At 65.4% G+C, this 24315-nt stretch carries 21 protein-coding genes; 9 read left to right on the top strand and 12 right to left on the bottom strand.

Going from position 1 to position 24315, the window contains the following annotated elements; all coding sequences use genetic code 11:
• Positions 1-11 precede the first annotated feature (11 nt).
• Both putA and FXV83_RS31985 read left to right on the top strand, forming a co-directional pair.
• Positions 12-3011, top strand: a complete 3000-nt coding sequence (gene putA, locus FXV83_RS31990; RefSeq protein ID WP_148743568.1) for a bifunctional proline dehydrogenase/L-glutamate gamma-semialdehyde dehydrogenase PutA — start codon at positions 12-14, stop codon at positions 3009-3011.
• Positions 3012-3121: 110 nt separating this feature from the next.
• Entirely contained in the window at positions 3122-4327 is a 1206-nt protein-coding gene (locus FXV83_RS31985) for a CaiB/BaiF CoA transferase family protein (RefSeq protein ID WP_148743567.1), read from the top strand.
• 118 nt (positions 4328-4445) lie between these two features.
• On the opposite strand, the gene FXV83_RS31980 is transcribed toward FXV83_RS31985, so the two are convergent.
• A complete protein-coding gene (locus FXV83_RS31980) occupies positions 4446-5990 on the bottom strand; it encodes a hypothetical protein (protein WP_148743566.1) in 1545 nt (514 codons plus the stop codon).
• Between the two features lie 93 nt (positions 5991-6083).
• Positions 6084-7052 (bottom strand): hypothetical protein, encoded by a 969-nt coding sequence (locus FXV83_RS31975; RefSeq protein ID WP_187436306.1) that lies wholly within the window; start codon positions 7050-7052, stop codon positions 6084-6086.
• Positions 7053-7332: 280 nt separating this feature from the next.
• On the opposite strand from FXV83_RS31975, the gene FXV83_RS31970 reads away from it, so the two are divergent.
• Entirely contained in the window at positions 7333-7704 is a 372-nt protein-coding gene (locus FXV83_RS31970; protein ID WP_148743564.1) for a Crp/Fnr family transcriptional regulator, read from the top strand.
• Positions 7701-8513, top strand: a complete 813-nt coding sequence (locus FXV83_RS31965) for an MBL fold metallo-hydrolase (RefSeq protein WP_148743563.1) — start codon at positions 7701-7703, stop codon at positions 8511-8513. Before FXV83_RS31970 ends, FXV83_RS31965 begins: the two co-directional genes overlap by 4 nt.
• Before the next feature lie 191 nt (positions 8514-8704).
• On the opposite strand, the gene FXV83_RS31960 is transcribed toward FXV83_RS31965, so the two are convergent.
• The 3 genes from FXV83_RS31960 to FXV83_RS31945 all read right to left on the bottom strand — a co-directional run bounded on the left by FXV83_RS31960 (position 8705) and on the right by FXV83_RS31945 (position 10869).
• On the bottom strand, positions 8705-9202 hold the full coding sequence (locus FXV83_RS31960) for a TPM domain-containing protein (RefSeq protein ID WP_148743562.1): 498 nt from the start codon (positions 9200-9202) through the stop codon (positions 8705-8707).
• A 3-nt stretch (positions 9203-9205) separates the two neighbouring features.
• Positions 9206-10123 (bottom strand): TPM domain-containing protein, encoded by a 918-nt coding sequence (locus tag FXV83_RS31955; protein WP_187436302.1) that lies wholly within the window; start codon positions 10121-10123, stop codon positions 9206-9208.
• 137 nt (positions 10124-10260) lie between these two features.
• Positions 10261-10869 carry a LemA family protein gene (locus FXV83_RS31945; RefSeq protein WP_148743560.1) on the bottom strand — a complete coding sequence of 203 codons (609 nt, stop codon included), beginning with the start codon at positions 10867-10869 and terminating at the stop codon, positions 10261-10263.
• A gap of 177 nt (positions 10870-11046) precedes the next feature.
• Here FXV83_RS31945 and FXV83_RS31940 point away from each other — a divergent pair, with 177 nt between their 5' ends.
• From FXV83_RS31940 to FXV83_RS31930, 3 genes are read left to right on the top strand one after another with little or no spacing between them, the layout of a single operon-like run.
• Positions 11047-11901: an enoyl-CoA hydratase gene (locus FXV83_RS31940; protein WP_148743559.1), complete on the top strand. Its 855-nt coding sequence runs from the start codon at positions 11047-11049 to the stop codon at positions 11899-11901.
• Positions 11902-11906: 5 nt separating this feature from the next.
• Positions 11907-13055, top strand: a complete 1149-nt coding sequence (locus FXV83_RS31935) for an acyl-CoA dehydrogenase family protein (RefSeq protein ID WP_148743558.1) — start codon at positions 11907-11909, stop codon at positions 13053-13055.
• 11 nt (positions 13056-13066) lie between these two features.
• Positions 13067-14263, top strand: a complete 1197-nt coding sequence (locus tag FXV83_RS31930; RefSeq protein WP_148743557.1) for an acyl-CoA dehydrogenase family protein — start codon at positions 13067-13069, stop codon at positions 14261-14263.
• Between the two features lie 264 nt (positions 14264-14527).
• On the opposite strand, the gene FXV83_RS31920 is transcribed toward FXV83_RS31930, so the two are convergent.
• From FXV83_RS31920 to FXV83_RS31905, 4 genes are all read right to left on the bottom strand, one after another.
• Complete coding sequence (locus FXV83_RS31920) at positions 14528-16855, bottom strand: xanthine dehydrogenase family protein molybdopterin-binding subunit (RefSeq protein WP_148743556.1); 2328 nt, start codon at positions 16853-16855, stop codon at positions 14528-14530.
• Between the two features lie 125 nt (positions 16856-16980).
• Positions 16981-18066 (bottom strand): S1C family serine protease, encoded by a 1086-nt coding sequence (locus FXV83_RS31915; RefSeq protein ID WP_148743555.1) that lies wholly within the window; start codon positions 18064-18066, stop codon positions 16981-16983.
• Positions 18067-18246: 180 nt separating this feature from the next.
• A complete protein-coding gene (locus FXV83_RS31910) occupies positions 18247-19122 on the bottom strand; it encodes a dihydrodipicolinate synthase family protein (RefSeq protein ID WP_148743554.1) in 876 nt (291 codons plus the stop codon).
• 62 nt (positions 19123-19184) lie between these two features.
• Complete coding sequence (locus FXV83_RS31905; RefSeq protein WP_148743553.1) at positions 19185-20150, bottom strand: VOC family protein; 966 nt, start codon at positions 20148-20150, stop codon at positions 19185-19187.
• Between the two features lie 186 nt (positions 20151-20336).
• On the opposite strand from FXV83_RS31905, the gene FXV83_RS31900 reads away from it, so the two are divergent.
• Positions 20337-21203 carry a S1C family serine protease gene (locus tag FXV83_RS31900; protein WP_148743552.1) on the top strand — a complete coding sequence of 289 codons (867 nt, stop codon included), beginning with the start codon at positions 20337-20339 and terminating at the stop codon, positions 21201-21203.
• On the top strand, positions 21200-21571 hold the full coding sequence (locus tag FXV83_RS31895) for a response regulator transcription factor (protein ID WP_148743551.1): 372 nt from the start codon (positions 21200-21202) through the stop codon (positions 21569-21571). The genes FXV83_RS31900 and FXV83_RS31895 overlap by 4 nt, the downstream gene beginning before the upstream one ends.
• On the opposite strand, the gene FXV83_RS31890 is transcribed toward FXV83_RS31895, so the two are convergent.
• The 3 genes from FXV83_RS31890 to FXV83_RS31880 form a co-directional block, all read right to left on the bottom strand.
• Positions 21568-22641, bottom strand: a complete 1074-nt coding sequence (locus tag FXV83_RS31890) for a sensor histidine kinase (RefSeq protein WP_148743550.1) — start codon at positions 22639-22641, stop codon at positions 21568-21570. The two genes, FXV83_RS31895 and FXV83_RS31890, sit on opposite strands and share 4 nt — an antisense overlap.
• Positions 22628-23320 (bottom strand): response regulator transcription factor, encoded by a 693-nt coding sequence (locus tag FXV83_RS31885; RefSeq protein WP_148743549.1) that lies wholly within the window; start codon positions 23318-23320, stop codon positions 22628-22630. Before FXV83_RS31885 ends, FXV83_RS31890 begins: the two co-directional genes overlap by 14 nt.
• A gap of 97 nt (positions 23321-23417) precedes the next feature.
• Positions 23418-23942, bottom strand: coding sequence for a hypothetical protein (locus tag FXV83_RS31880; RefSeq protein ID WP_148743548.1), 525 nt, complete (start codon positions 23940-23942; stop codon positions 23418-23420).
• Positions 23943-24315 lie beyond the last annotated feature (373 nt).

Genomic DNA, 24315 nt, shown 5'->3' with positions numbered 1-24315 from the left:
CAGGACACGCCATGCCGAACATCCCGCCCCCCTTCACTGCCCCCTACGCACCCGATGATGCCGCGATCGCCGCACGCCTCTTGCCAGCGGCACATCTCAGCCCACCGCAGGACACACGGGTCGATCGCAACGCAACGCGGCTGATCGAGGCCATCCGCAAACGCGACGACCGCCTCGGCGGGGTCGAGGACATGCTGCGGGAGTTCGCGCTCTCGACCAAGGAAGGGCTGGCGCTGATGGTGCTGGCTGAGGCGTTGCTGCGCGTGCCGGACGCGCACACCGCCGACCAGTTCATCGAGGACAAGCTCGGCGAAGGCGACTTCATCCACCACGAAACCAAGTCCACCGCCTTTCTGGTCAACGCCTCGGCCTGGGCGCTCGGCCTGTCGGCGCGGGTGATCCAGCCCGGCGAGACGCCCGACGGCACCATCGGCCGGCTGGTCAAGCGGCTGGGCGCACCGGCGGTGCGCACCGCCACGCGTCAGGCGATGCGTCTGATGGGCAATCATTTCGTGCTCGGCGAGACCATCGAACAGGCGCTGGAGCGGGCCCGGCCGCGCTCCGGCCAGAAGCCGCGCTATTCCTTCGACATGCTCGGCGAAGGCGCGCGCACGGCCGCGGACGCCAAGCGCTACTATGACGCCTATGCCAGCGCGATCGAAACCATCGGCAGGGCGGCAGGAGCTCATCCCCTGCCCGACCGTCCCGGCATCTCCGTCAAGCTCTCGGCGCTGCATCCGCGGTTCGAGGCGATCAGCCACGCCCGTGTGATGGCCGAGCTGGTGCCGCAACTGCTCGATCTGGCCCGGCGCGCCAAGGCCCATGATCTCAACTTCACCGTCGATGCCGAGGAGGCCGACCGGCTGGAGCTGTCGCTCGACGTGATCGCGGCGACGCTCGCCGATGCTTCGCTCAAGGGCTGGGACGGATTTGGGCTGGCGATCCAGGCCTATCAGAAGCGCGCCAGCGCGGTGATCGACTATGTCGACGCGTTGGCGCGCGCCCATGACCGCAAGCTGATGGTGCGGCTGGTCAAGGGCGCCTATTGGGACACCGAGATCAAGCGCGCGCAGGAGCGCGGGCTCGACGGCTATCCGGTGTTCACGCGCAAGCCGATGACGGATCTGAACTACGTCGCCTGCGCGCAAAAACTCCTGGCATTGCGGCCACGCATCTTCCCGCAATTTGCCACCCACAACGCGCTGACGGTTGCGACCGCGCTGGAGCTTGCCGGGAACAGCGGCGGCTTCGAATTCCAGCGCCTGCACGGCATGGGCGAAGCGCTCTACGAGCAGCTCGCCAACGATCACCCTGGCATCGCCTACCGCACCTACGCGCCGGTCGGCAGCCATCGCGACCTGCTTGCCTATCTGGTGCGGCGGCTGCTCGAGAACGGCGCTAACTCCTCCTTTGTGGCGCAGGCCGCCGATTACCGCGTGCCGGTCCAAGCGCTGCTGAAACGTCCGGCCGATCTCATCGCCCGGCCGGATCAGGCGCATCACGCACGAATTCCACTGCCGGGCGATCTCTTCGCCCCGGAGCGGCGGAATTCACGTGGCGTGGAATTCGGCGAGCGTGCCGCGCTCGACCGGCTGCTGGCCGATATCAAGCTTGAGGCGCCCGATCTCAAGCCGCTCGCCGATGCAACGCCGGATCAGGCCAACGCAGCTGTGAGCGCAGCACGCGCAGGCTTTGCGGCCTGGAGCCGGACACCGGCGGCGGTTCGCGCCGCGGCGCTGGAGCAGGCCGCGCATCTGTTGGAGAGCCGCGGCGCCCATTTCATCGCACTGCTCCAGCGCGAGGGCGGCAAGACGCTCGACGATGCGCTGTCGGAGCTGCGCGAGGCCACCGACTTCTGCCGTTACTACGCCGCGCAGGGCCGAAGGCTGTTCGGCAGCGAGGCGGCGATGCCGGGCCCGACCGGCGAGAGCAACACGCTTGCCATGCGCGGCCGCGGCGTCTTCGTGGCGATCTCGCCCTGGAATTTTCCGCTGGCGATCTTTCTCGGCCAGGTTACGGCGGCGCTGATGGCCGGCAACAGCGTGGTGGCCAAACCCGCCGAGCAGACCCCGCGCATCGCGCGCGAGGCCGTAGCCCTGCTGCACGAGGCCGGCATACCCAAAAGCGCGCTGCACCTGGTCACCGGCGACGGCCGGCTCGGTGCGGTGCTGACCGCGCATCCCGACATTGCCGGCGTCGTCTTCACCGGCTCGACCGAGGTCGCGCGCGCGATCAACCGAACGCTCGCCGCCAAGGACGGACCGATCGTGCCGCTGATCGCCGAGACCGGAGGCATCAACGCCATGATCGCGGACGCCACCGCGCTGCCCGAGCAGGTCGCCGACGACGTCGTGACGTCGGCGTTCCGCTCCGCCGGTCAGCGCTGCTCGGCATTGCGGCTACTGTTCGTGCAGGAGGACGTCGCCGACCGCACGATCGAAATGATCGCGGGCGCGGCGCGTGAATTGAAGATCGGCGATCCCACCGATGTCGCAACCCATGTCGGCCCGGTCATCGATGACGAAGCCAAGCAGCGGCTGGACGCCCATATCGTCCGCATGAAGAAAGAGGCGCGGCTGCACTTTGCCGGCGCGGCGCCGAAGGGCTGCTTCGTCGCGCCGCATATCTTTGAACTGAAGGATGCCGGTGAGCTCACCGAGGAGGTGTTCGGCCCAGTCCTGCACGTCGTGCGCTATCCGGCCGAGAAGCTCGAGCGCGTCCTGCAAGGAATCGAGCGCACCGGCTATGGGCTCACGCTCGGCGTCCACTCCCGCATCGACGACACGGTCGAGGCGATCGTCGACCGGGTCCAGGTCGGCAACATCTATGTCAACCGCAACATGATCGGCGCCGTGGTCGGCGTGCAGCCGTTCGGTGGCAACGGCCTGTCCGGAACGGGCCCGAAGGCCGGCGGTCCGCACTACCTTGCGCGCTTCGCTACCGAGCAGACCGTGACGATCAACACCGCCGCGGCCGGCGGCAACGCTGCGTTGCTGGCGGGCGAGGAGTGAGCCAGCGAGCAGCGTTGCATCCCGTCACAACATCGGTCTAATGCTCTCATGATGTAGCTGCGCTAATTCCAGCGCGCGGGAAACGACAAGAGCGAGGGAGCAACGCCGCGATGGAAAAAGGCATTTTTGCAGGGCTCAAGGTTCTGGACTGCGCGAGCTTCATCGCAGCGCCGGCCGCCGCGACCGTGCTGTCGGATTTCGGCGCCGACGTCATCAAGATCGAGCCGCCCGGCGCCGGCGATCCCTATCGCAATCTGCCGAACCTGCCGGGCTATCCGACCGGCGAGCACAATTTCGCCTGGCTGCTGGAGGCCCGCAACAAGAAGAGCCTTGCGCTCGATCTCTCCAAGCCGGAAGCGCAGGCGGTACTCTACAAGCTCGTGGAGGAGACCGACGTCTTCATCACCAACATGCCGCCGCCGGTGCGCATCAAGCTCGGCATCACCTATGATCACCTCGCCCATCTCAACGACCGGCTGATCTACGCCTCCTTCACCGGCTATGGCGAGAAGGGTGAGGAGGCCAACAAACCCGGCTTCGACAGCAACGCCTATTGGGCGCGCTCAGGCCTGATGGACCTCGTCCGCGCCGACACCGATACCACCCCGGCCCGCTCGGTCGCCGGGATGGGCGACCACCCCTGCGCCATGGCGTTGTACAGCGCGATCGTCACCGCGCTCTATCAGCGCGAGAAGACCGGCAAGGGCTCCCATGTCGCTTCCAATTTGATGGCGAACGGCGTGTGGGCGGCGAGCGTGCTGGCACAGGCCAAGCTGTGCGGCGCCAAGTTCGGCGAGCGGCGGCCGCGCGAGCGCGCGCTCAACGCGGTGGCCAACCACTATCAGTGCAAAGACGGCCGCTGGCTGATCCTGTCGCTGCTCAACGAGGAGCGGCAATGGCCGACGCTCGCCCGCTGCCTCGGGCGCGCCGATCTGGTCGATGATCCCCGTTTTGCCACCAAGCCGGACCGCCACGCCCGCTCGGTCGAGCTGATCAAGGTCTTGGACGAAACCTTTGCGACCAGGGATCTCGCCGAGTGGCGCAAGATCCTCGACGGCAACGGCCTGGTGTTCGGCGTCGTCGGCATTCTCGACGACATCCCGAACGACAAGCAGATGCTCGACAATGAGGTGCTGGTGCCGTTCGAGAACGACACCATGCTGACGATCTCTAGCCCGATCTGGGTCGACGGTGCCAAGAAGGTACAGCCGCGCAAACCGCCCGGCGTCGGCGAGCACAGTGACGAGATTTTGCGCAAGGCTGGATACGACGAAGCCGCGATCAAGCAGCTGCGGTCGTCGGGGGCGGTGGGATAAGGGGCGGCGCGCTGGTACGGCATACACCGCCGTCATTGCGAGCGCAGCGAAGCAACCCAGCAATGCATCCGCGGTGGGATTCTGGATTGCTTCGCTGCGCTCGCAATGACGGCTCGGCTTAACGCGTCTTGATGAAGCACATGCCGATGCGGTTCGATGCCGAAGCAGACTGACAGGTGAGACCTTTAGCACAGCTCCATGACGTAAAACTCTTGTCGGGCGCTCCCGATCCCGCCTGTTGCAAATAACAATGCGCGCCCCAGCCGTCCTGATATTCGGTACCGGCCAGCTCACCGCTGCCGCGAGTCTGCGGGCGGCTGGCAAATCCGCGTGTGAAATCAGGACGTTTGCCCGCGGCAAACGCGGTCAGGATATCGCGGCGGCGGAGCTGGTCGCCGAAGAAATGCGGCGAGGCCGGCACGATGGTGGAATTCGACGGCTTGTCCGCCAGCCAATCCACGCCCGGGAAATGAAAGCCGCCAATGCCGCGGGTTTGGTGGCAGCCCGAGCAAGTGACGTCGTTGAGGCGGCGCTGGAAGCCAGCGACCGAGCGGATGTTCTGCAGGGCGATGCCGCCCGCAGCCGCGCGCTTCAGCGCGCCGACGACGTCATTGTCGGTGAAGACGGGATCGGCGTTGTTGTCCTTGCCCTCGCCCTGCATCAGGCCGAATTCCGGCTGCAAGTCGGACGCATCGAAGCCGGCCGGCGCCGGCACGATGGCGGCTTTGGCCAAATACTTCTCCGGGATCAACACCGTGCCGCGATCGAAATCGCGCAGGTTTTCGGGCGCAAGCAGCCAGGCCTTGAAGTCGCGCCGGAGATCGTCGTCGGCGAGAATGCGGTCGCGATCGATCTGGTTCTCCAGCGCCCCTTCCTCGAACTGCTTGGTGGCGGCGTTGTACTCGAACACCTTCAACAGATAATCGGAGCGGAAATCATGCAGCGCCGATTTCGGTGCGATCGAGATCTGGATGTTGGTCTCGATGCGGTCGAGCATGGCATCGGAAGGGTCGACGTGACTGCCGATCAGCCCCTGCCAGTCGTCGTTGTCGAGCCAGCGCCGCGCGAGCTCGGCGCAGGTGACAGGCTTGCCGCTCCGATCAATCTGGCGAGCATCCCGGGCCTTTAGCACCAGATTGAGCGTCATCGGCAGGCGCGTCGCCTTGCTGCCGTCCGGCTTGGCGTCGAAGCGGATCAGGCGATAGATCAGCCGGATCTCGCCGCAGGATTGTTCCGAGATGTAGGCGCGATCCATGCGGTTGACGATGCCGGCCAGCACGAAGCGCGTGTCGCGGGATTTCAGGACGGCTCGATCAAACAGCTGAACATCAAAGCCCTCGCCGACGCCGATGGTCTCTGTCGGCGATATCGCCTTGTGTCGTGCGATGTAGCGATCGAACTCCGCATCGATCGCGGACGGAATTGGCGCAAGCTGCGGCTGCCAGGCGAACAGCAGGTCGGTCGTGAGTGGAAACTCCGCGTTCCGCTCCGGCCACAGCAGGCGCGAGATCGTGAGCACGTCGCGCTGTTCGAGCTTGCGCAGAATATCGGGATCGGTGATCGCGGTGCCGCGTGCGAGCGCCGCGTTCTCTGCAGCCATTGACGATACGCCTCCGCCCAACAATACGACGACAGCAATGAGAATTCGCAACGCGCGGCTCATGCCTCAACTAACACCGCACGGGACTGCCTATTCAAGCAAAAAGGCGCTTCACATCGCGGTGAAGCGCCTCTTCGAAAGTTCGGATGTCGGGGCTCAGCGCGCGACGATCAGGCCCTTGCTGGTGACGACCACCCAGCGGCCGTCCTGGCGGCGGATCGCATCGACGCGGCCGACGCCCGGCAGGGGATCGCCGGCATAGACCTCGTAGAGACCTCCCCGGCCCTCGATCAGCGCGCCGCCATTGGCAACGTTGCGCAAGACCCAGCCTTCGACCGTTGGCAGACGGCCGACCTCAACCTTGGGCGCGGCAGGCACAGGAGCCGGCGCGGCTGGGGCGGCAGTCGCAACCTGAGTAGGCGCGATCGAGCCGGTGGTTTCCCTCGCGGGTGCTGTGGCTGCGGTCTGTGCGGGCGCCGCAGGCGGCGCGGCGCGGAGCTTGTCGACGGTCTCCGAGAGCTTGGCGATCCTGGCCATCGGCTCGGCCTGCGCCTTCTCGAGCTTGTCGAGGCGGTCGTTGGCCCGATTGAATTGGCTGAGGCCGGTCTTCGAGGTGTGCTCGAAATTGGCCTTGAGCGCGACGACATCGGCATCGATCCGGGCGACCGAAGCGTCCAAGGCGCTGGTGTCGGCGACCTGAGCCGGCGCCGGGGTGCTTGCGAAGTGCATCATGCCGGCAGTCGCGAGCGCGCCGCTGATTGCGCCGACGCTGGCCGCGATCGCCACGACCGCAGCCATTGCCGACAGGCGGCGCTTGCCGCCGGTCTCGCGCGGCTCATCTGCCTTTACGTGCGGAGCAAAATCCTCGCGGTCCCAGGAGCGCTCAGAGGGCGCCATCACAACCAGCTTGCCGGGCCTCGGCTCGACCTTGGCCTCCGCCTCCGGCGCGGCGCTGAAGTTCGGCACGTCTATCCGCGGGGCCGCCGCCTCGGGGACGTCCGGCTTGGGCGGCGCCTCGTGGTCGGGGGCGATCGAGGGCGCCTCGATGCTGGCGGCAGCCTCTACAGCCTGCGGCGCGGTCGCGGCGGCTTCGACCGCGGTGTCCTGGGCGGCCTGCTCGGGCATTGGTTCGCTCACGGCTCAAATACTCCAGTCAAGATTGACCTTTTGGTAACTTTCATTGCTTGCGAATTCCTTACCTCTGGACCCGCTTACCAAAATTTTAGGAAATCATCCGGGGCCGAATTTGGCCCGGAAGGTGGAACCGGCGTGGCAGCGTGCAACAAATTGTCAGTTGATGCTGCTCTGCGGCAGGTCGCCGGCCCCGACCAACGGCCTGTTTGCCGAGCCTTGTTCCGCGGCTAACATGCCCGTCTCGTCAGCCGGAACGGTCCTTGGGGGTGCCATGACGATCGAGAAGTGCATCAACGCGTTTGGTGTCGATGACGTCATCTTCGAGGAGGGCTCGACCGGCCGCGAACTGTTCGTCGTGCTGGACGGCGAGGTCGAGATCGCCAAGGTCAGCGGCACGACCAGGACCACCATCGTCAGGCTGGGCAAGGGCGAGTTCTTCGGCGAGATGGCGGTGATCGATGGTTCGGCACGCTCGGCAACTGCGATCGCGGCGGCGCCGAACACCAAGGTGATGCGGATCAATCACGCCCGCTTCGTCTATCTCGTCAGCCAGCAGCCGGCGTTTGCGCTGATGGTGATGGATGCACTCTCGAAGCGCCTGCGCGCCTCCAACGCGGTCACCTACAGGGCGGCGGAGTCATGAACGATCGCAAGCCGACGGCCTTTCCGGTCCTGATGAAGAACGACACCTGCTCGTTGATCCAGGCGGCAGACGACGTCTACCAGATCCGTTTCTCCAACCGCGCCGCCAACGCCTATCTGGTGCGCGGCTCCGCGCGTACCATCCTGATCGATGTCGGGCTGTCCTCGAATTATCCGGCGATGGTAGAATGCCTCAGCTTCGCCGGCTGCCCGCCGGAGAAGATCGACATGGTCGTCCTGAGCCATGAGCATCTCGACCACATCGGCGCGGCGTGGCATTTCAACGAGCGCCGCACCTTCGTCGCCGCCCATCGGCTTGCCGCCAACAAGATCATGCTGCGCGACGATTTTTCAATGCTGCGAAAGATGTTCAACGAGCCGAACGTGCCGATCAACGTCGACATCTGGCTCGAGGAAGGCAATCTGATCGATCTCGGCAATTTCCGCCTCAACGTGATGCACACGCCGGGCCACACCTCGGCCTGCATCACGCTGTTCGACCAGGACAAGGGCCTTTTGTTCGCCGCCGACACCCTGATGCCCGGCGGCGTGATGGGCGGCGTGTTCGGCTCGGGCAGCATCGCCGATTACATCCAGTCGCTGGAACGGCTGAAGGGGCTGGACGCGAAAATCCTGCTGTCCGGGCACGGGCGCCTGTCGGATACACCGCAAGACGATGTGCGTATTGCGATTGCAAGATCGCACGGTCTGCTGGATGACACAGCCCAATTGTTCGACGCGCTCGACGCGCGCTCGAACTTCGAGCCGATCATGCAGTCAGTGCGGGATTTGAATAAGCTGGATGATTAGCTGGGATTGCGCCAACGATATCCGTTTGCGCGGCGAAGCTCGATGCATCCACAATGTCGTCCTGGCGAAAGCCAGGACCCATATCGCGAGGTCTCTCGATCGTGAGTGATGTTAGTATCGGACGACGAGTCTTCACCAAAATTTTCCCCCTGGGGTAATGGGTCCTGGCTTTCGCCAGGACGACGTTGGAGCTACATCACCACCGGTGCATCCGGCAGCTCATTGCGATGCGGGCCCTGCGGCGGAAAGTGCTTTGCCAGCTCGCGCGACACCGCCTCGATACCTCTGACCACGCCGCGCTCGAACTGGCCCGACCTGAACTCGGCCTCCATGGCGCGGCAAATACTTTCCCATCCCTCCGCCCCGACCTTTGCATCAATGCCGCGGTCGGCGATAATCTCGACGTCGCGGTCGGCGAGCAGGAGATAGATCAGGACGCCATTGTTGTGCTCGGTGTCCCAGATCCGCAATTGCGAGAACACGTCGAGCGCGCGCTCGCGCGCCGGCTGGTTGCGAAACAGCGGGCGGCCGTCAAGCGCGCCTTCGACGACGAAGCGGACTTGGCCGGAATGCGTGGCCTCGCTCCGGCTGATCGCCTGCCCGATACGATCGAGAACGTTTTGCGGAAACACCCGCTTTGCCCGCCAGTGGTGCTGGAGCAGATGCCTGCCGATACGCCTGATGCTCATGACCTACCAGCTCCCCGAGGCACCACCGCCGCCAAAACTGCCGCCACCGCCGCTGAAGCCGCCGCTCGACGACGAGCCGCTGCTCCAGCCGCCGGACGAGGAGCCGCTCGACCAAGAGCCGCGGCGCGACGACGTCGTGCCTGGTGCCATCGCCGAAAACAGATCGGCGATGAATCCGATGACAAAGCCGATAGCTCCGAGGGCGACGGCGAGTCCCAAAGAGCCGAGAATAAGCCAGCTCAGCGCGGCGATGATGCCTCCGGTCACCAACGATCCGAGCAAACGGCCCAGTGCGGCGCGAAAGAACCCGCCCACCCCCAGCGAGGCGAACAGCGTCACGATGAAGAGCGGTCCGAGGTCGTCCAGATTGCCGAAGTTCACGCTGGGCGAGGGAACCGGCAACGGTTCGCCGTCGATGACGCGGATCATCCGATCGGCACCATCGGCGATGCCGCCGGCGAAGTCGCCCGTTCTGAACTTTGGCGTGATGACCTCGTCGATGATCCGCCGCGAAGTCACGTCAGTCAGCGCGCCTTCGAGGCCGTAGCCGACCTCGATGCGCAAATGCCGGTCGTTCTTGGCCACCACCAGGATCGCGCCGTCGTCGATCTTCTTGCGCCCGATCTTCCAGGCTTCGGCGACGCGGATCGAAAATTGCTCGATCGTCTCCGGCTGCGTCGTCGGTACGATCAGGACAGCGATCTGGCTGCCCTTCCGCGCCTCGAAGTCACGCAGCTTTTGCGACAGCGCGGCGATATCGCCGCTCGACAGCGTGCCGGTCTGGTCGACCACGCGCCCGGTGAGCTGCGGCACTGCGACGTCGGCGGCGGCGGCGGGGAAGGCAAAGAGGAGGACGAGCGCGAGGGCGAGGACAATGCGCGAAGAGAAGAGCGAACAAGCCCGCCACAACCTCGCGGTCATCGCCCGGCTTGACCGGGCGATCCAGTATTCCAGAGGAGCCGACGGGATACGGAGAAGCCGCGGCGTACTGGATTCCCCGCTTTCGCGGAGAATGACAGGTACGGGTGGGACCAAGCGCATTCGCAAAATCGAACGCGCTACTTCGACGGCGCTGGCGCCGGATTGAAGTCGACCTTCGGCGCGGTCGAGATCGCCTTCTCATTCTCGACCGAGAAGTTCGGCTTCTCCTTGTAGCCGAACATCATCGCGGTGAGGTTGCTCGGGAACGAGCGGACGGTGACGTTATAGTCCTGCACCGCCTTGATGTAGCGGTTGCGCGCCACCGTGATCCGGTTCTCGGTGCCTTCGAGCTGGGACATCAGGTCCTTGAACAACGCGTCCGACTTGAGCTGCGGGTAGTTTTCAGTGACGACGAGCAGCCGCGACAGCGCGCTGGAGAGCTCTCCCTGCGCGGCCTGGAATTTCTGGAATGCGGCGGGATCGTTGAGCACCTCGGGCGTCGCCTGGATGCTGCCGACCTTGGCGCGCGCATTGGTGACGCCGAGCAGCACGTCCTTCTCCTGCTGCGCAAAGCCCTTCACCGAGTTGACGAGATTGGGCACGAGATCGGCGCGGCGCTGATACTGGTTCACCACCTCGGACCAATTGGCCTTGATCTGCTGGTCCTCGGTCTGGATCGCGTTGTAGCCGCAATTGGTCAGGCTGAGCGAGGCGAGTGCCGCCAGCACAGTCAGGAATTTGCGCATTAAATTTCTCCCGGTGGAATCTGGCGCAAACTACCAGATTGAGCGCGCGCCATGCCAGACATCTTGTGCCGGAGCCGCGAAAAGCAGCCGATTGACGCAAGCCCCTTGCCTATCCCTGGCCGACATAGTCAACTCAAGGAAACAATAATACCGAGATGGAAACGTCAGGGGAACGCCATGAGCTCGTTCGAGACCATCCTGGTGGAGAGGCCGGAGCCGGCGATCACCCGGATCGTGATGAACCGGCCTGATGCGCGCAATGCGCAGAACCTGCAAATGACCTACGATCTCAATGCCGTGTTCGATGCGGCTGTGCAGGACGATGCGGTTAAGGTGATCATCCTCGCCGGCAACGGACCGCATTTCTCATCCGGCCATGACCTGCGGCCGGGCGACAAGAATGCTGCGGGCGTCGATTTTCCGCCGATCGGAAATTGGGGCGGCTTCGCGGAAGCGAACGCCCATGGGCGCTTCGCGCGCGAACAGGAAATCTATCTCCAGATCACGCGACGCTGGCGCAACCTGGCCAAGCCCACGATCGCGGAGGTGCACGGCAAGTGCATCGCCGGCGGGCTGATGCTGGCCTGGGCCTGCGACCTCATCGTCGCCAGTGACGATGCGCAGTTCTGCGATCCCGTCGTCACCATGGGCGTGTGCGGCGTCGAATGGTTCGTGCATCCATGGGAGCTTGGCCCGCGCAAGGCCAAAGAATTCCTGTTCACGGCTGATAGCTGGAGCGCGCAGGAAGCTCACCAGCTCGGCATGGTGAACCAGGTCGTGCCGCGCGCGGAGCTGTCTGAGAGCGTGCTGGCGCTGGCGCGCCGGATTGCGGCAAAGCCGTCGTTCGCACTGAAGCTGACCAAGGAGGCGGTCAACCGCTCGGTCGACGTAATGGGCCAGCCGTCCGCGATCGACCAGGCCTTTGCGCTGCATCAGCTCTGCCACGCCCACAATCTGCAGGAATTTGGCATGATCGTCGATCCATCCGGCCTGCATCCCTCCGTGCGCAAGCCGCCGGCAGCTGCGGAGTAGAGGCAATGGATCTCAATCTCAGTGACGAGCAAAGGCTGCTGCGCGAGAGCGCGGAACGCTTCGTGGCCGAGAGCTACGATGCCAATCATCGCCGCAAGATGGCGAACGATCCGCTCGGCTACAGTCCGGCGGTCTGGAAGCAGTTCGCCGAGCTCGGCTGGCTGGCGCTGCCGATAGCGGAGGAATTCGGCGGGCTCGGCGGCGGCGCCGTCGAGACCGGCATTTTGATGGAGGCGTTCGGCCGCGGCCTTGTGTCGGAGCCCTATGTCGCAACGGTCGTGCTCGCCGCTGCGCTGATCGGCGCATGCGGCAGCACGGCGCAGAAGCAGGCGCGGTTGCCCAGGGTCGCGGACGGATCGTTGAAGCTTGCCTTTGCCCATTCCGAGCGCGCAGCACGGTTCGATCTGTCCAAAGTCGCGACCATCGCCAACAAGGCCGCGCAGGGCTGGCGCGTCGCCGGCAGCAAGATCGCCGTGCTCGACGGCCATGCCGCCGACGAGATCATCGTCTCCGCGCATATCCATGAGCATCAGGGGCCATCGGGGCGGATTGGCCTGTTTCTGATGCCGGCGCGGACGCCAAGCCTCGCGATCTCCGACTATCCACGGCTTGGCGGCGGACAGGCCTGCAATATCGAGCTGTCGGACGTCCATCTGCCGGAGGACGCTTTGCTCGGCGACGGCCGTGACGCGCTGCCCGCGATCGAAGCGGTGGTCGACCGGGCGATGGCGGCGCTCGGCGCCGAAGCCGTCGGCATCATGCAGACGTTGCTCGATACGACGCTGGAGTACACCAAGATCCGGAAACAATTCGGCCGGCCGCTGTCCGCCAATCAGGTGATCCGCCATCGCCTTGCCGACATGGCGATGCAGGTCGACGAGGCGCGCTCGATAGCGCTGCGCGCCGCGCTGAAGGTCGACGCCGAACCGATCGAGCGTGCGCGAGCTGCCTCCGGCGCGAAGGCGAAGATCGGAAAATGCGCGCGCTTCATCGGCGAGCAATCGATCCAGCTTCACGGCGGCATGGGCGTCACCGAGGAGCTCGAGGTGGGCGCCTACTTCAAGCGCCTCGTCGCCTTCGACACGCTGTTCGGCGGCAGCGCGCATCACTATCGCCGCTATGCCGAGCTCGGCCGCACCGCCATTTCAGCCTGAAGGAGCGCATCATGGATCTGTCGTTCAACGCCGAGGAGCGTGCGTTCCAGGACGAGGTGCGCGATTTCATCGCCAAAAACCTCACCGACGAGATGAAGCGCGCCACGGCGTTGACGCCGTCGGTGTTCTCCGACCCCGACATCGGCATGGCCTGGCAGCGCGCGCTGAACGCCCAGGGCTGGGGCGCGCCGGGTTGGCCGGTCGAATACGGCGGCCCGGACTGGACGCCGGCGCAGCGCTGGATTTTCGAGACCGAAAGCGCGCGCGCCGGCGTGCCGAACGTCAACGTGATGGGCGTGAAGATGGTCGGTCCCGTCATCATCGGCTTCGGCAGCCCAGAACAGAAGAACTTCTATCTGCCGCGCATTCTCTCCGGTGAGGATTATTGGTGCCAGGGCTATTCCGAGCCGGGTTCCGGCTCCGACCTCTCCTCGCTGAAGACACGCGCCGTGCGCGACGGCGACGACTACATCATCAACGGCACCAAAATCTGGACCACGCATGCGCATCATGCCAACCGCATGTTCGCGCTGGTGCGCACCGGCGATGGGCCGCGGCAGCAGGACGGCATCAGCTTCATCCTGATCGACATGAAGACACCTGGCATCACCACGCGCCCGATTCTCACCATCGGCGGCGACCACGAGGTCAACCAAGTGTTCTTCGACGACGTCCGGGTGCCGGTGGCGAACCGCGTCGGCGAGGAAGGCAAGGGCTGGACCTACGGCAAATATCTGCTCGAGTTCGAGCGTGGCTCCGGCATCGCATCGGCGAAGCTGCGCGAAGGATTGAAGGCGATCTCGGAGCTTGCGGAGTCCGATCTCACGGGACGTGCGATCGACAGTCCCGACATTGCAACGCGGATCTCAGAGGTCGAGGTCGACATCGACGCGCTCGAGATGACGGAGTTGCGCGTGCTCTCGGCGCTCCAGACCGGACAGAATCCCGGCGCGGTGTCGTCCATCCTGAAGCTGCGCAACAGTGAAATCCGCCAGGCGGTAACGCGGCTGGGCGCCGACGTGATCGGCCATGACGCCCTTGCCGTCGAGCCGATGCGTCCGCTCTACAGGCTCAACCACGAGCCGGCGACGCCCGAGGAGATGCTGACGGTGGTGCCAGAATATCTCAACGGCCGGGCCTATACGATCTTCGGCGGTACCTCCGAGATCCAGCGCGATATCATCGCGAAGATGATGCTCGGGATTTGAGGCTTGTAGCGCCGGGTATTTGTCCACACTGGCGCCACACACTTCGCTGTCGTCCCGGACAAGCGCAGCTCCTGGCAGCGCGCAGCGTTGTCCAGAGCGGAGCGCTGATCCGCGACCCATAATCACAGGCGGGCGTGGTTACGGGGACTCGGAGTTGCCAGCTTCGCGCGACAACCATTCCCTGTTGTTATGGGTCCCGGATCGGCGCGCGCTTGAGGCGCGCTTGTCCGGGACGACGAGTTGAGATTGCTGCAACGGCGCAGCCTATGCCTGAGCCGCCTTCGCGTCCCTGATCGCCTTCCAGATCTTCTGCGGCGTCAGCGGCGTGTTGAGCTGGGCGATGCCGAGCTCGGCGAGCGCGTCCATCACGCCGTTGGTGACGCAGGGCGGACCACCGATGGCGCCGGATTCGCCGCAGCCCTTGGCGCCGAGCGGATTAGTGCGGCAGGGCGCGGAATCGTCCAGCGTCACCACGATCGGCGGAACGTCGTCGGCACGCGGGATGCAATAGTCCTGGTAGCTCGCGGTAAGGAGCTGGCCTTCGGCATCGTAGGACACGCCTTCGTACAGCGCTTGTCCAATGCCCTGCGCGACGCCGCCGTGGATCTGGCCCGTGACCAGCATCGGGTTCACGGCCACGCCGACGTCGTCGACCGTGGTGTAACGCACGACCCTGGACACGCCGGTCTCGGGGTCGATCTCGACCTCGCAGATATGGGTGCCGTTCGGCCAGCTTGGACCATCGACCTCGCCTTCGGAATCGACGCTGAGCTTGGCTCTGCCTTCCTTCTCGGCGAGCTCGAACAGGCTGATGCTGCGGTCGGTACCGACCACGGTGAGCATGCCGCCCTGGTACTCAATATCCTCGACCGACGTTTCGAGCACGTTCGCCGCCTTTTCGCGCGCCTTCTGGATCAAATCGTTGGAGGAGACCGCGACGGCTGTGCCGCCGACGAACAGCGAGCGCGAGCCGACGCTGCCAAAACCCATCGCCAGATCGGTGTCGCCCTGCACGACATCGATCTTGTCCATGGCGATGCCGAGCGTGTCGGAGATCATCTGGGTGTAGGTGGTCTGCAAGCCCTGCCCCATCGCCATCGTGCCCGAATGCAGGATGACGCGGCCCTGCGAGGTCGCATGCAGGCTGACCTTTTCGGTATGCGCGCGGCCACCGGTCCATTCGATATAGGAGGTGAGCCCGCGCCCGTAGAGCAGGCCCTTCTTCTTTGCCGCCTTCTTGCGCGCGGCAAAGCCGTCCCAGTCCGCGAGTTTTACCGCGCGATCGAGCATGTGCGCAAAGGCGCCGGAATCGTAGACCTGCCCGGCAGCGTTGGTGTAGGGCAGCTGCGCCGGCTTGATGTAGTTCAATTTCCGGATTGCGCGCGGATCCATGCCGATTTTTCGCGCGGCAGCGTCGAACAGGCGCTCGACAATGAAGACCGCCTCCGGCCGGCCCGCACCGCGATAGGCTCCCACCGGTGCGGTGTGCGTCATCACCGACTTCACCTCGAAATGCACCAGCGGCAGGTCATAGACGCCGGTCTGCACGAACGGCCCGAGCACGAGCGGGATGATGTTGGCCGCACCCGAGGAATAAGCGCCCGTGCAGCCGATCGACTTGACGCGATAAGCGAGCACCTTGCCCTTTTCGTCGAGCGCGAAGGACGCCGTCGAGGTGAGATCGCGGCCGTGCGTGCCGCCGACGAACTCGTCGGTGCGGTCGCCACGCCAGCGGATCTTCCTGTTCAGCTTGGTCGCGGCATAGGCGACGATGCCGTCTTCGGGATAGAGGTTGGTCTTCTGGCCGAACCCGCCGCCGATATCGCCGACCAGCACGCGCACGCTGTCCTTGGGACGCTTCAGCACGGCCTCCGCCAGCACGTCGCGGGTCGAGGCCGGGGTCTGCGATTGCACATGCAGCAGGAGCCTGCCCGATTTCTTGTCGATCTCGGCAATGGTCGAGCGCGGCTCCATCGCGGAGGGCACCAGGCGCTGGCTGACGATATCGAGCTCGACCGTGTGTGCGGCCTTGACGAAGGCCTCGTCCACCTTGGCGGCATCGCCATAGCTCATCGCACCGACAATGTTGTCGGGCGCCTCGGGCCACACCACGGGCGCGCCCGGCTTCACGGCCTCGACCGGATCGACCACAGCGGGCTGCACGTCATATTCGACCACGATCGCTTCGGCGGCGCTCTGCGCATCGGCACGCGAGGAGGCCACCACCGCCGCCACGGCCTCGCCGGCGTAACGCACGATTTCGTGCGCGAGCAGCCGGCGCGGCGGCACCGTCATCGGCTTGCCGTCGGGGCGCTTGAAGATGCTCAGCGTCGGGATGGTGCCGATGTCGTCCCTGATCAGATCGGCACCGGTATAGATCGCAGTGACGCCGGGCATCGCGGCCGACGCGCTCGTGTCGATCGAGACGATCTTCGCGTGCGCATGCGGCGAGCGCAGCACATGCAACCACAGCGCGCCGTCCTCCGGCTTGTCGTCGATGAATTGCCCCTTCCCGGTGAGCAGCCGCTGGTCTTCCAAACGCCTGACGGGCTGCCCCGCTCCGAAACGCAAATTGCCGGGAAGAATGTTCATTCCGCTGAGTCCTCGAAATCCGGAAAACGATCGCGGCGGTTTTAGCCGATTTTACGGGCGAGACAACCGAGCCCCGACACATCTGCAATGCGCGCCACGCCCCTTTGATGGCGCAGATCGGCAGGCTAGGACCTATCGACGTCGATGATGGCTACATTTACATCACGGGTCTCCGTACCCCGCTTGACGGTGAGCCGAACGGTACGACCGGCGCCGGCCTGCTCCAGCGCATCGGTAACATCAGAGAGGCGCCGCACCGGCTTGCCTTCGACCGCCGTGATGATGTCTCCGACCGCGCCCGTCGACATGTTGACACCACGAATCCCTGCCCGCTCGGCAGGACTTCCGGCGGCCGTCCGGACCACAATCACTCCTTCGACGCCGAGCCGTGTCGCAACGTCCTCGCTGGCCGCGACAATGCCGATTCCCGGCGTGGGCACCCGGCCGTTTCGAATGAGCTCGGGGACCACGCGGTTGACGATATCCGCGGGAATCGCGAAACTGATCCCGGCATTCGAACCGGACGGCGATATGATCGCCGTCGTGACGCCGATCAGCCGGCCGGCGGAGTCGAGCAACGGCCCGCCTGAATTGCCGGGATTGATGGCCGCGTCGGTCTGGATGACGTTGGCAATCTCCCGGCCTCCATGGGTTGGCAGCCTGCGCTTGAGCGCGCTGATAATGCCACTCGTCATCGATTGGTCCAATCCGAAGGGATTGCCAATTGCAAACGCCGATTGCCCAACTTTCAAGTCGCTCGAACTGCCAAGCGGCACGGGCGGAGGAAGCTCGCGCACGCTCCTGATCCGCAGGACCGCAAGGTCGTAGTTCGGAGCCGTACCGACAAGATCGACTTGTGCCACCTCGCCTGACGCGAAGCGCACAGCGATTTCGCCGCCGCTTGCCACCACATGATTGTTGGTGACGAGGTGACCGTCGCGGTCCCAGACGAATCCGGTGCCGGAGGCGGTGCCCTGCCCTTCCTCTCCCATGAGGGGATTGGCTGCTGATTTCGCCGCAACCTGGACGACTGACGGGGATACGCGTTCGAAGATGTCGATCGTCGCCCGTTCGGCTTCAGACAGCGGGCCACGCTGTTCAACGGCTCGCGCAACCGGACCGGTCCATGGCGCGAAATGCATTTTCGTGGCTGTTGCCACAAGCAACAGGGCAGCCAAGACTGCCGCAGCAATTCCGTAGCGACGTTCCATGGGCAATCACCGCGTGCTGGCAGAGAGTTTTGCTCGAGCATAGATGCATCAGGTGCCGGGCCTGACGTCGGCTCACGCAGCAACGCAGCAGTCGAACGGAAGTTTCTGTGCGCCGGCAAATTGGAGCGGTTTGCCCTTCGGAAAGCGCGTTCCGTGGGCATATTGCCGCTTGGCAGATGGCTATGCCAGGTCTCGCAGCGCCGCTTCGACGAGCTTGTGCTGCTCGGCCGTGAGCGCGGCTTGCGGCGGGATAGGGTCGCCGACGTCGTAGCCCTGGATGGAAAGCCCCGCCTTGATGCAAGCCGCGAGGTTGAAGCGGGCGAAGGCCTCGTTGATCCGCCACAGCCTGCGCTGGAGCGCCATGGCCTCGTCCCAGCGGGCAGCCTTGCAGAGCTCGTAGAGCGCGACGCTCTGGCGCGGGATGATGCAGGCCGGCCCCGCCATCCAGCCGTGGCCGCCGATCAGCATCACCGCGGCGGGGATGTGAGCTGAAGCCGAGAACACGCGCAAGGAATCGCCGCAGCGATTCATGATCGAGAGCAGCCGGCCGGTATTGGTCGAGGCGTCCTTGATGTAGCCGATGCGCGGATGCTCGGCGAGGCGGGCGATGACGTCGAGCGTAAGATCGGAGCGCTGGAATTGCGGATTGGTGTAGATGACGACAGGGATGTCCACGGCATCCGCGATGCTGCGGAAATAGGATTCGATCTGGGCGTCGGCGAGCGGGAAGTAGGCCTCCAGAATCCCCAGAATGCCGTCGGCGCCGAGCTTCTCGTATGTCTTCGCCTGCGCCACCGCGTCCGCCGTCGAGGTGGACACGACGCCAGCCACGACGGGCACCCGGCCTTTCGTGGCCTCGATCGTGGTCTGCACGATCGCTACGCGCTGCGCGGCATCGAGATAGGCGAATTCGCCGGTCGAGCCGAGCGGCGTCAGCCCGTGCACGCCGGCGCCGATCAGATCGTCGCAGAGCTTGCCGAGGACTTCGGTGCGCACCGTGCCGTCGGCATCGACGGGCGAGACGAGATAGGGAAAGACGCCGTGGAAATCGCGCATGGCGGCGGATCCCTTAAGATCAGGTTGTGCTGCGCGGGTATTAGCAGTGCTCGCGCGCCCGATCAAACCTTGAGCAGACGCACCCGCGTGCCCCAGGGATCGACGGCCTCGACGCCATTCGCAAGCGCCGTGACTTTCGCGCCGCCCTTGCGCAGGCGCTCTTCCTGCGCGGCGAGCAGGTCCTGCTTCTCCGTTACCAGCGAGAACCAGGCGAGCCCCGTGGTGGCACCGTCGCGTTGGCCGGCGCCCTGGCTCTGCCAGACGTTCATGCCGAGGTGGTGGTGATAGCGGCCCGACGACAGGAACGCGGCGCCGTTGCGGCGGCGGGTCGGGTCCAGGCCGACCGTGCCGTGATAAAAGCTTTCTGCATGCGCGAGATCGCCGACGCGCAAATGCATGTGGCCGATGCGCAGGCCGTCCGGCGCCTTGGCATAGTCGGCAACGCGCGCATTCGTCAGCGACAAGAGGTCGGGGATGTTGAGCTCGTCGGCCGCCATCTTCACGCTGCCCTCGCTCCACTGCCATTGCGAGGGATCGCGGTCGGCATAGACCTCGATGCCGTTGCCTTCGGGATCGTCGAGATAGACGGATTCGCTGACGAGATGATCGGCAAAGCCCGACAGCTGCACGCGATGCGAGGCCGCATGCACCAGCCAGCGCGCGAGGTCCTTGCGCGTCGGCATCAGGAAGGCGGTGTGGTAGAGACCGGCTGCATTGCGCGGCTCTATCACGGCTTCGGGACGCGCCTCGAGCACGAGCAGCGCGATTCCAGCGGTGCCGAGCTTCGCGGCGGTGCCTGAGCGCTCCATCACGGTGAGCCCGATCACGTCGCGGTAGTAGTCGGCAACCGTATCGAGCTTCTTGACCCGGAGTGTCACCATGCCGACCCGCATCGGCGTGCGGCTGGCATAGGTCGGCCCGCCGCCTTGGGGATCTCCCTCGGCGCGCGCCGCGGCCGCGGCGGCCGCCGCGAGCGAGGCGGCGCCGGCGAGATGAAGCAGAGTGCGGCGGGTGAGGTCGGCGGACATGTATCAGGCTCGCTGAAAATCGTTGAGGCCGTGCGGCCGAATTTGGCGATTGCTACACGTTCCCGTGAGTAGCTCCCAATCACATATTCGTCGGCCGTGGTGCTACGGAGCAATGTCCTGGCCATCCGGCCAGTTCCCGAACCACCTGCGACGTCCCAGATTGAGGGTAGCTTACAGGAGCCTTCCATGACCGATTTCAGCCCTCTGTCCTCGCTATCGTCCGCGCTTGCGGACGTTGTGGCGCGCACGGCGCCGTCTATCGTCTCGGTGCATTCGCACCGCTCTCGCGCAACCGGCTTCGTCTGGAAGTCCGGCCTCATCGTCACCGCCGACGAGGCGCTGGCCGAGGAGGGAGAGGTCGAGATCGGCCTCTCGGACGGCAGCCGGTTTTCCGCAACCATCGCCGGCCGCGACCATACGACCGACATCGCCTTGTTGCGCGCCGATGCCGGCATCGCTCCGATCAAATTGACGACGACGGTCCCTGCCCTCGGCGCGCTGTCGGTCGTGGTCGCCACCAACCGCGATACGCCGAGTGCGGCGCTGGGAATGGTATCACTATCCGGCAAGGGCTGGCGCAGCCTGCGCGGCGGCGACATCGATGCGCGGATCGAGCTCGACGTCCTCCTGCGTCCCAGCCAGGAGGGCGGCCTCGCGCTCGATGCAGCGGGCGATGCCTTCGGCATGGCCGTGCTCGGCCCGCGGCACGTGCTGGTGATCCCGACCGCGACGATCGAGCGCGTCGCCGCCCAGCTCGATACACGCGGCCGCATCGCGCGCGGATATCTCGGCCTCGGGCTCCAGCCGGTCCGGCTCGACGACGGCGTCGGCGCCATGGTGATGAACGTCGACAAGGCCGGCCCCTCGGCCGCCGCCGGCATCCGCCAGGGCGACGTGATCGTGGCAGTCAACGACCAAAAATTGTCCGGCGTGCGCGCGCTGTCGCGGACGCTTGGGCCCGCAAGCGTCGGCACGGAGGTCGACATCGCGGCGCGCCGCGGCGGCGAGCCGGTCAGTTTCAAGGTCACGATCGGCGAGAGGCCCGAGGCGTGAGCGAGGACAACGCGCCGGAGATCGTGCTCGCCCTGGAGATCGACGATCCCGCCCTCGCCGACCGCCTGGCCACCCTGCTCGGCAGCGTCGCGGGGCTTCGCCTCGCCGCGCCCGGCGAGCGAGCGGCGGCGACGGTCGTTGCCCGCGACCCGCGCAGCATGCCCGACGACATTGCGCTGACCCAGCGCGAGCTCGACGTGCTGGCGCTGATGGCCGAGGGCGCCTCCAACAAGATGATCGCGCGCCAGCTCGGCATCTCCGTGCATACCGTGAAATTCCATGTCGGCTCGCTGCTCGACAAGCTCGACGCCACCGGCCGCACCGACGCGGTGGCGCATGCGGCACGCCGCGGCGTGATCGATCTCTAGGGCAGGTGCGACGGGAAGCTGAGCTGGACCGTCAGGCCCGGCACATTGTCATGCAGTGCGATCGCAGCGCCATGGAGGCGCGCAACGGCCGCGACGAGGCTCAAGCCCAGGCCGTTGCCCGGGGTGTAGCGGCTCTGTTCGAGCCGGTAGAACCGCTTGAACACGTGATCGCGCTGATCCGCCGGAATGCCGGGGCCGTCGTCGGCGACCGCGATCACCGCCCCCTCATTGCTGCTGCGACAGGTCACGTTCACCCGTCCGCCCGCGCGGCCGTGCTTGATCGCGTTGTCGACGAGATTGGCGATGGCATCGAATAGCAGGTCGCGGTCGCCGGTCACGGGTACCTCGTGGTCATCGCCGAGACTGAGCCGGGTAGCAACCTGCTCGGCGGCGGCATCATAGAGCTCGACAACCTCACCGGCGACCTCGGCGAGGTTGAGCGTGCGAAAGGCGCTTTTGCGGGCGCGGCTCTCGATCTCCGAGATGCGGGTGATGGAGGCGAACATGCCGAGCACGGCGTCGAGATCGGCGATGGTGTCGCCGATCAGCGCCGCATCCGCCTCGCCGTTGCGCTGGTTGTGGTAGGCCTTTTCCAGCCTGCCGCGCATCCGCGTCAGCGGCGTGCGCAGATCGTGGGCGACGTTGTCGCTGGCCTGCTTGACCTCGCCCATCAGCGTCTCGATGCGATCGAGCATCTGGTTGAGGTTTTCGGCAACGCGGTCCCATTCGTCGTGGCTGCCGCGCAGCGGAATACGCTTGTCCAGGCCAGAAAGCATGATGGCGCGGCTGGTGGCATTGATCTGTTCGATCCGTCCGACCGTGCGCCGCGTCACCAGCACGGCGGCAAGGCCTGCCAGCACCAGGAGCAGCACGGCGACCGCGGCCATCGCGAGCCCGATCATGTGTTTGAAGCCGGCGTGGTCACCGGTATCGCCGACCTGGCTCTGCACATAGGCGAGCGTGCCGAAATAGATGTAAGCCATGATCGCCGCGACGATCAGTCCGAACGCCGCGATCGCGATCAGCGCCAACCTGAACGTCGAGGACCGGAGGGTCTTAACCAGGAGCACGGAGACAATATCCGATGCCGCGGATGGTGTGGATCAGCGGATAGGCCTGGGCATCGTCGACCTTGCGGCGGACGCGTCCGACATAGACGTCAATGATGTTGGTTGAGGGATCGAAGTGCAGGTCCCAGACATGCTGGAGCAGCATCGCGCGAGAGACGACGCGGCCCTCATTGCGGACGAGATATTCGAGCAGCTGAAACTCGCGCGGCAGCAGCGGAATCTTCCGGCCGCGCCGGCTGGCGCTGCGCGCGATCAGATCGACGGCGAGATCGCCGATCCGCAGGATCGTCTCCTTGGCGATGGTTTCGCTGCGGCGGCCTAACGCTTCGAGGCGAGCGAGAAGCTCGACGAAGGAGAACGGCTTGACGAGATAATCGTCGCCGCCGGCGCGCAGGCCCCGGACGCGGTCGTCAACCTCGCCGAGCGCGGAGATGATCAGGAAGGGGGCGGCGATGCCGTCGTCACGCAATTGCCGCATCACGGTAATACCGTCGATGTCCGGCAGCATGCGGTCGATGGTGATCACGGCATAATCGCGCGCCGCGCCGTGGCTCAGGGCTTCCCGGCCGGTCGCGGCGAGATCGACGTCGTAGCCCGAGATGGTCAGCTCCTCGACGAGTTGTCCAGCGGTCTCAGGATCGTCCTCGACGACCAGGATGCGGCGGTGACCTCCGGTCATGACAAACTCCACGCGACGATCGCCACCAGACTATCCCGTTCCGGGGCTGAGCGGAACCGCCCGGTGGCGATCGCGACAATGGTGCGGTACGGCGATGCTAGTACCAGGTGTCCCCGCACACATTGACCCATTGCCACCCGTAGGGCGTCCAGCTCCTGCGCCAGCAGCCGTCATAATAGCTGGCGTAGACAAACGGCGCGCCGAAGACGGCAAAGCGGTGGAAGCGATGATGACGGAAGAAGAAGGCGTGGCGGCCGATGAAGGGCCTGCCATGCCAGCCGGGGCCGGCGCCGGCGAAGCGTGGCCCGATCGCGGCATGCGCGAAACGTGGCCCGCCAAAGGCCGGTCCGCCGGCATGGGCAAAACGGGCGCCGCCGAAGGCCGGTCCGCCAAAGCGGGCACCGGCGAAATGGGCACCGCCCATGCCACCGACATGCATACCGCCTCCGCGCATTCCTCCACCGAAGCCGCCCGCGTGCATGCCGCCACCGAAGTGCCCGCCGCCACCAAAGCCGCCATGACCACCGCCGCCGCCTCCACGTTGAGCGACAACGGGCGAAGCGACAGCCAGCGTCGCGGCGATCGTCACCGCGGTGAGGCCTTTGAGAAACCTGCTGTTCATCGAAACCTCCTCCGTGCTGCGCAGCGACAGTTCTGCCGCGCGAGAAGGATCAGATGAGAAGAATGGACAGCCGCCTTCAACTTACAAATGCGCCAGATTCTGACGTGGAAGTTAGGGACGCGGACCCGCTCTCTCCTCGTCATTGCGAGGAGCCCTTGCGACGAAGCAATCCAGAATCCCTCCGCGGAAAGATTCTGGATTGCTTCGCTGCGCTAATGACGAGATTGGGGCTGCAGGCGCGCCCCACACACGCGATGCCACCGCCTCTAAAACAAACTGCCCTGATCCACCGGCTTGCCCACGCGCTTCGGTGTGGGCTTGGCCTCGTGCGAGGCGCTCTTGTGTTGCGATGGCGGGCGCTTTGCGGCCGGGC

Source organism: Bradyrhizobium hipponense, from assembly GCF_008123965.1.
Taxonomy (GTDB): Bacteria; Pseudomonadota; Alphaproteobacteria; order Rhizobiales; family Xanthobacteraceae; genus Bradyrhizobium; species Bradyrhizobium hipponense.
The sequence above is the reverse complement of the archived record's forward strand: the minus strand, read 5'-3'. Positions and strand labels throughout refer to the sequence as shown.